Genomic DNA, 6,403 nt, shown 5'->3' with positions numbered 1-6,403 from the left:
ATATAGATTCACTTTATCTGGTGGGGCAGCAATTATTTCATCAAATAAATTCATCGATCTAGGCTTTAGGAATTAGGCTCGATCGCTTTGGGCTGTAGGGGGAATTTGAATTTTCCCGCCACTAGCTTGATGCGATTGGTTAAACCTAGTATTCACCGTTTTGGCTAGATATTTACGATCGGGACAAAAAAACTCGGTTTCCCTAGAGAAACCGAGTCATTTAATTTTCGATTGCTATTTAGTTTCCGAGAATTCTGCATCGATGACATCATCGGCACCGCCAGTCGTACCGCCACCTGGGGGAGTACCAGCGTCGTCATTGTCACCGCCATCGGCACTAGCATTAGCACCTGCTTGTGCGTAAATATTACTACCGATTGCCATCAGGGTTTGCTGAACTTCAGGACTCAAGCGTTGGATTTCGGCATCATCTTCCTTGGCTACAGCTTCTTTGAGTTCTGCGATTAAGCCTTCGAGCTTGGTTTTGTCTGCTGCGGGGACTTTATCGCCGAGTTCTTGAAGTTGTTTTTCAGCTTGGTAGGTGAGTGAATCAGCTTGGTTTTTGCGATCGATCTTATCGCGGTTTTCTTTGTCGGTGGAAGCATTGTTTTCAGCTTCGCGAACCATCCGTTCGACTTCGGTTTTGTCGAGAGTAGATGCACCAGTGATGCTGATGGATTGCTCTTTACCAGTACCTTTATCTTTGGCGGTAACGTTCAAGATCCCGTTGGCATCGATATCTAAGGTGACTTCGATTTGGGGTACGCCACGCGGAGCCGAGGGGATGCCATCCAGACGGAAGGTTCCCAAACTCTTGTTGTCGCGAGACATTTCCCGTTCGCCTTGCAGAATCTGAATTTCGACGTTACTTTGTCCGTCTACCGCTGTCGAGAAGGTTTCAAACTTCTTGGTGGGGATAGTAGTGTTGCGAGGGATGATCTTAGTCATCACACCACCCAAGGTTTCAACACCCAAAGAAAGCGGCGTAACGTCGAGTAAAAGAATATCTTTGACTTCACCAGCCAAGACACCAGCTTGTACCGCTGCACCAACAGCTACTACTTCGTCGGGGTTAACGGTTTCGTTAGGTTCTTTACCTAATAGGCGTTTGACGAGTTCTTTAACTGCGGGAATCCGAGTCGAACCACCAACTAGTACCACTTCATCGATTCTACTCTTATCGACTTTACCATCGCGAATCGCGTTTTCAACTGGAACGCGGCACCGATCGATCAAGTCCGAGCAAATTTCTTCAAATTTAGCACGGGTCAACGTCATTTCGACGTGTTTTGGCCCGTCTTGAGTAGCGGTGATAAAGGGCAGGTTGATTTCGGACTGCGTAACGCTAGACAGTTCGATTTTGGCTTTCTCAGCGGCTTCAGTCAAACGTTGGAGAGCTTGACGATCTTTACGAAGGTCGATCCCCTCATTTTTCATAAAGGTAGTAGCCAAGTGATCGACGATTTTCTTATCGAAGTCGTCGCCACCTAAATGACTATCCCCAGAAGTTGCGAGTACTTCAAACACACCATCGCCAACTTCGAGGACTGATACGTCGAAGGTACCACCCCCAAGGTCGAACACGAGAATCGTTTCGTTGCTCTTTTTGTCTAAACCATAAGCCAACGCCGCAGCGGTAGGCTCGTTGATAATCCGTAAGACTTCTACCCCAGCAATTTTGCCAGCATCTTTAGTCGCTTGACGCTGAGAATCGTTAAAGTAAGCTGGTACGGTAATTACGGCTTGGGTGACAGTCTGCCCCAAATATTTACTCGCATCATCGACTAGTTTTCTAAGTACTTGCGCGGAAATTTCTTCGGGTGCGAATTTTTTACCCAAACCTGGAGCATCAATCCGGACGCTGTTTCCATCGTTAACTACTTTATACGAAATTTCAGTAGCTTCTTGACTTACTTCGTCAAATTTACGACCGATAAAGCGTTTGACAGAAGAGAACGTATTCTCAGGATTCATTACCGCTTGACGCTTGGCAATTTGCCCCACCAGTCGATCGCCATTTTTCGCAAATGCGACAACAGAAGGGGTAGTGCGGAAACCCTCGGCGTTGGCGATTACAGTGGGTTTGCCACCTTCCATTACCGCAACGCAGGAGTTGGTAGTTCCTAAGTCAATGCCAACAACTTTTCCCATAAGACTATAACTACTTCCTAAATAATGACAACAGTTTGAATAATAATGACGAGGAATGCATGGTGCAACTCGCTCGATCGATAAACATATATCGATCCCTATCTTTGTGCCAACCGATATTTTTTAGAAGGGTGGTTTTCCGTACCTCTACTAAGTTACATCGTTGTCGATCGATTGCTTATGCTCGATCGTTCGGTTTGGTACCTCTCTACTGTATGTGACTTGAGCTGATGCTGAAATTGAGGCGAACCGTATATAGTAGTGGTGCTTACCGTAGTTAGCAGACTGCGATCTGCTGGTGGCGTAGCATTTGGATCGGAGCTAGCTCTTCCTCGTTAATTCTCAAACCTACATCTTGCAACAGATCCACAATTTCTAGTGAAGTCGGAAAGAGGGTAAATGTTAGTTTTCTCCTCAATTTGGGAATATATAAGACAACTCCATTCATTATCCGATTCTGAAAGAACGAATATACAAGAGAATACACACAGTAATGACTCCAATAAAAGTTAATGTTTAAGTAGCATTTGTTTTAACGCAAATGTTATTTAAGCACTAGAATTTTAGTGTTAAACTATATGCAAAACTTTGAAGATAGAGAGATACTAAGATGCCTTTTAAACCTAGTTACTTCAAAGCAGATTTTTTCAAGGTGCTATCAAATCCAGTCCGAATCCAGATTTTAGACACTCTCCGATCGGGCGAACAAAATGTTAACTATATATCTCAGTACTTAGAAATAGATGCTTCTTCAGTATCACAGCAGTTAGCAATACTTCGTCGGTGCAACCTGGTAAAAATCCGCAAACAAGGCAACTTTGTTTTTTACTCAATTTGCGATCCAGCTATTTTCAAAGTACTAGATGCCGCCCTTGAAGTATTTAATAATCATCTGGTGGAAATGCGTAGTAACTTAGAACAAATAAATTAATAGCGATTGGATGTACTTGCCAATTGTCAGTATTTTTGCGTCTTTTTTACTAATTTCAAAGAGATGATAAATTATCAGTTTTGCAAAAATTTATGTCAATTCAATAGTTAGATATACTCCTTAGTTGGGAACAATATAATTGAGCGGATGAGATCGAGTAAATACAGCAAACGATCTCTGAGCTGATTAGTTTATATAGGCTTACTAACATGTCAAGTATAATTACATCTCGTCCAAAATTAGGTCAATTTAGTAGCATTGTTTGTTTCAAATCAGTTATCACTGGGATGGAAGAGGCTCTGGGTGAAAAAGCAACTGCGATCGCGTTGATTGCGGCTGGTCGCGAACGTGGTAAAAACTTAGCTAAAGAATTGGGTTTGTCTGGCTCTACCCAGGATTTGAGTGAAATTGCCACTAAGTTAAATGAAGCGGTTGGTGCTAATGGTACCCACTTAACTGCGGTCGATAAAATCATCCAAGACGGCGACATTATCAAAGTTTATTGCTCTGAAACTGTCTGTTCTGCTGGCGAACCTCAAGGCTCCAATCGCAAATGTACTTTCACTATGGGTGCAGTTTGGGGCGCATTGAGCGAAATCACTGGTAAAAAATTACGTGGTACTCACACTGAATCCGTTTTGCGCGGTGGTGCTAACGACGTATTTGAATTCAACACTGTTAACTAAATACTAACTGAACTCATTGGTATTAAATTTTCAAGCCAAATCAATTAACTATTAAGAGGAAAGACAATCATGGGCGCAAGCAAAATCGGTGGAATTTTACAGAATTTTGTATCGGGTACTTCTGACGTTCAAGGTGCCGCATTGGTATCTCACGATGGTTTACCCTTAGCCTCCAGCTTACCTGCTTCGATGGACGAAGAACGAACTTCAGCGATGTCTGCGGCGATGCTCTCTCTTGGTGAGAGAATCGGTAAAGAATTATCACGCGGTAACGTCGAAAAAATCATGGTTGAAGGTGCTGATGGTTACGGTATTCTCATCGGTTGCGGTGATGATGCCGTACTGCTAGTTTTGGCTAACCAGTCTGCAAAACAAGGAATGTTAATGCTAGATATCAAACGTGCTGTTGGAGAGATTAAAGTTGCCTTAAACTAGGTGTCATTTCAAGCACTTAATTTTTTGACGTACAAATATGTTGCAAAAGTAGTGCTGCATTGCCTCGATATCATATCTGTTATCTATTCATCCCGATCGTCATAAGTTCGATCGGGATTGGATATCATTTAAAATTATCGTTGTGGAGATTCGATCGCGATCGCTTATTATTGATGTTTAAATAGCATCCCCCTAAGCATTGAGATCGTGAATAAATTAAGCAAAATTTTGGTTGTTAGTGCTACAGCCATATTGTCCTTGACTAGTGAAATAACTATTGCCAAAGAGCCTATTTCCAAAGAGCCTCGTCTTCATACTGACGATAAACCAGGCTTGAAATGCATACAAATGATGGATCGTCAAACTATTCGAGATGCGATCGATTATCCTGGAGCATATGAATTTGGCTATCAACAGGGAATCGCAGCCAGAGGTAAAGGTGCTAGTATGCAGCCACCTAGCGATGGGGGCGAACTCGCACGCGGATATGGCGATGGCTATCAATTTAAGCCCTATGCTGGGCAAGCTACGACAGTTCCGACTGAGAATAAAGTAACTTGTGGCTGTCGCACTCGCATCCTCAAGGATGTCGTGTTTCTAGAAGATATCGAGGCTACTTGTAAACCAAGTCGCCAGGAGATTTATGTATCGAAAAGTGATGCCTACCACGCCGATGCCTATAGCGATGGCTATCGGGAAGGAACCGCCAGTAAAGCCAAACGCGAAACATATCAGGCGCGCTCGGCTGGCGGTGAATTTGCCAGAGGTTTTGAGGATGGCTATTTTGGCAGACGCAATACGGGGCAAAGATATACGGAGTTACCTGTTAAAGACTATAGTTGCAACTGCCGTTTGATAATCAAACGCAATAATCTGGATACTGAGTATTAATTTAGGTTTTAGTGGATAGTGAATCTAGACGCTTGCGTCCTTTTTTCCCCGTCCCCTCGTCTCCCCATCCCCCCGTCTCCCACATCCAAAAAACCCTCAATCGTGCTGCCGATCGCTGCGAAATCGACCGACAGAGCCTATAATTAGTGTTGCCAAAAGTCTGCTAATTTTTGCCCCATACCCCAATTTCTATGACAGCTAACAGCTCGACCCCATTTAGTCTCAATTTACCCAACTCCCCTCTGTTTGGTACCGATGGCATTCGTGGACGAGTCGGCGATATCCTCACTGCAAATTTGGCTCTCCAGGTAGGATACTGGGCGGGAATGGTGTTGCGTCAAGCGGCGAGCGATGTCGGACCCATCGTTATCGGTCAAGATTCGCGCAATTCTAGCGATATGTTAGCTAGTGCGCTGGCAGCGGGGATTACCTCAGCGGGAATTGAAGTTTGGAATTTGGGATTGTGTCCGACACCGGGAGTCGCGCATCTGACAGCGACTAGCGATGCGATCGGCGGCGTGATGATTTCTGCCAGCCACAATCCGCCTGAAGACAATGGAATTAAGTTTTTTGGCGCAAATGGAACTAAATTAGCTAAAGACTTGCAGGTGGCGATTGAAGCCGGAATCCGAGGACAATCTGGTCTGTGCGTAGAGCCAGAAAATTGGAGTCATCTCTATTTTACGCCCGAATTAATCGTCCAATATCTCGAAGCGATCGCCGCATCGCTCGATCCAGAGGTGAGCTTGTCGGGGATGAAAATCGTCCTCGATTTGGCATCAGGAGCAGCGGTACAGGTGGCTCCGGAGATTTTTAGCAAACTGGGTGCGGAGTTAATTTGTCTCAACGATGAGGCAGATGGCGATCGAATTAACGTCAATTGCGGCTCGACTCATTTAGGCGCACTGCAAGCCGCTGTCGTTCTCCATCAGGCAGATTTAGGGTTTGCTTTCGATGGCGATGCCGATCGGGTATTGGCAGTAGACAATCGCGGGCGGAAAGTAGATGGCGACTATATTCTCTATTTCTGGGGTCAACATCTGAGCAAATTGGGTCAACTCCCCGATAATGCGATCGTCACTACAGTGATGGCAAATCTGGGCTTCGAGCGGGCTTGGCAAGCTTTTGGGGGTAAAATCGTTCGCACGGCAGTTGGCGACCAGTACGTCCAAGCCGAGATGAATAGTAGTGGGGTGTTATTGGGTGGCGAACAGTCGGGGCACATTCTCTCACCACAACATAGCGTCAGCGGCGATGGGATTCTCACCGCGCTGCATTTAGCCGCGATCGTCCAGCAGTCGGGAAAATC

General features: G+C 44.9%; 7 protein-coding genes. 5 read left to right on the top strand and 2 right to left on the bottom strand.

The features are described from left to right. Window positions 1–234: 234 nt before the first annotated feature. Together dnaK and RMO79_RS01905 are read right to left on the bottom strand one after the other, a co-directional pair. Window positions 235–2,151 carry a molecular chaperone DnaK gene (gene dnaK / locus RMO79_RS01910; RefSeq protein ID WP_310481361.1) on the bottom strand — a complete coding sequence of 639 codons (1,917 nt, stop codon included), beginning with the start codon at window positions 2,149–2,151 and terminating at the stop codon, window positions 235–237. Between the two features lie 277 nt (window positions 2,152–2,428). After that, the gene (locus tag RMO79_RS01905) at window positions 2,429–2,599 is read right to left on the bottom strand and encodes a hypothetical protein (RefSeq protein ID WP_310481360.1); all 171 of its coding nucleotides are present in this window, start codon (window positions 2,597–2,599) and stop codon (window positions 2,429–2,431) included. 162 nt (window positions 2,600–2,761) lie between these two features. On the opposite strand from RMO79_RS01905, the gene RMO79_RS01900 reads away from it, so the two are divergent. From RMO79_RS01900 to glmM, 5 genes are all read left to right on the top strand, one after another. Continuing rightward, complete coding sequence (locus RMO79_RS01900; protein ID WP_310481359.1) at window positions 2,762–3,082, top strand: metalloregulator ArsR/SmtB family transcription factor; 321 nt, start codon at window positions 2,762–2,764, stop codon at window positions 3,080–3,082. A gap of 209 nt (window positions 3,083–3,291) precedes the next feature. Then, complete coding sequence (locus RMO79_RS01895) at window positions 3,292–3,768, top strand: hydrocarbon-binding protein (protein WP_310481358.1); 477 nt, start codon at window positions 3,292–3,294, stop codon at window positions 3,766–3,768. Window positions 3,769–3,837: 69 nt separating this feature from the next. Then, a complete protein-coding gene (locus RMO79_RS01890; RefSeq protein ID WP_310481357.1) occupies window positions 3,838–4,203 on the top strand; it encodes a roadblock/LC7 domain-containing protein in 366 nt (121 codons plus the stop codon). Between the two features lie 207 nt (window positions 4,204–4,410). Then, window positions 4,411–5,094, top strand: a complete 684-nt coding sequence (locus RMO79_RS01885; protein WP_310481356.1) for a hypothetical protein — start codon at window positions 4,411–4,413, stop codon at window positions 5,092–5,094. A 191-nt stretch (window positions 5,095–5,285) separates the two neighbouring features. Continuing rightward, on the top strand, window positions 5,286–6,403 hold a 1,118-nt coding region (glmM, locus tag RMO79_RS01880; RefSeq protein WP_310481355.1), incomplete at its 3' end, for a phosphoglucosamine mutase.

The sequence above is a fragment of the Chamaesiphon sp. VAR_48_metabat_403 genome, from assembly GCF_031422475.1.
In the GTDB taxonomy this organism is placed as follows: Bacteria; Cyanobacteriota; Cyanobacteriia; order Cyanobacteriales; family Chamaesiphonaceae; genus Chamaesiphon.
The sequence above is the reverse complement of the archived record's forward strand: the minus strand, read 5'-3'. Positions and strand labels throughout refer to the sequence as shown.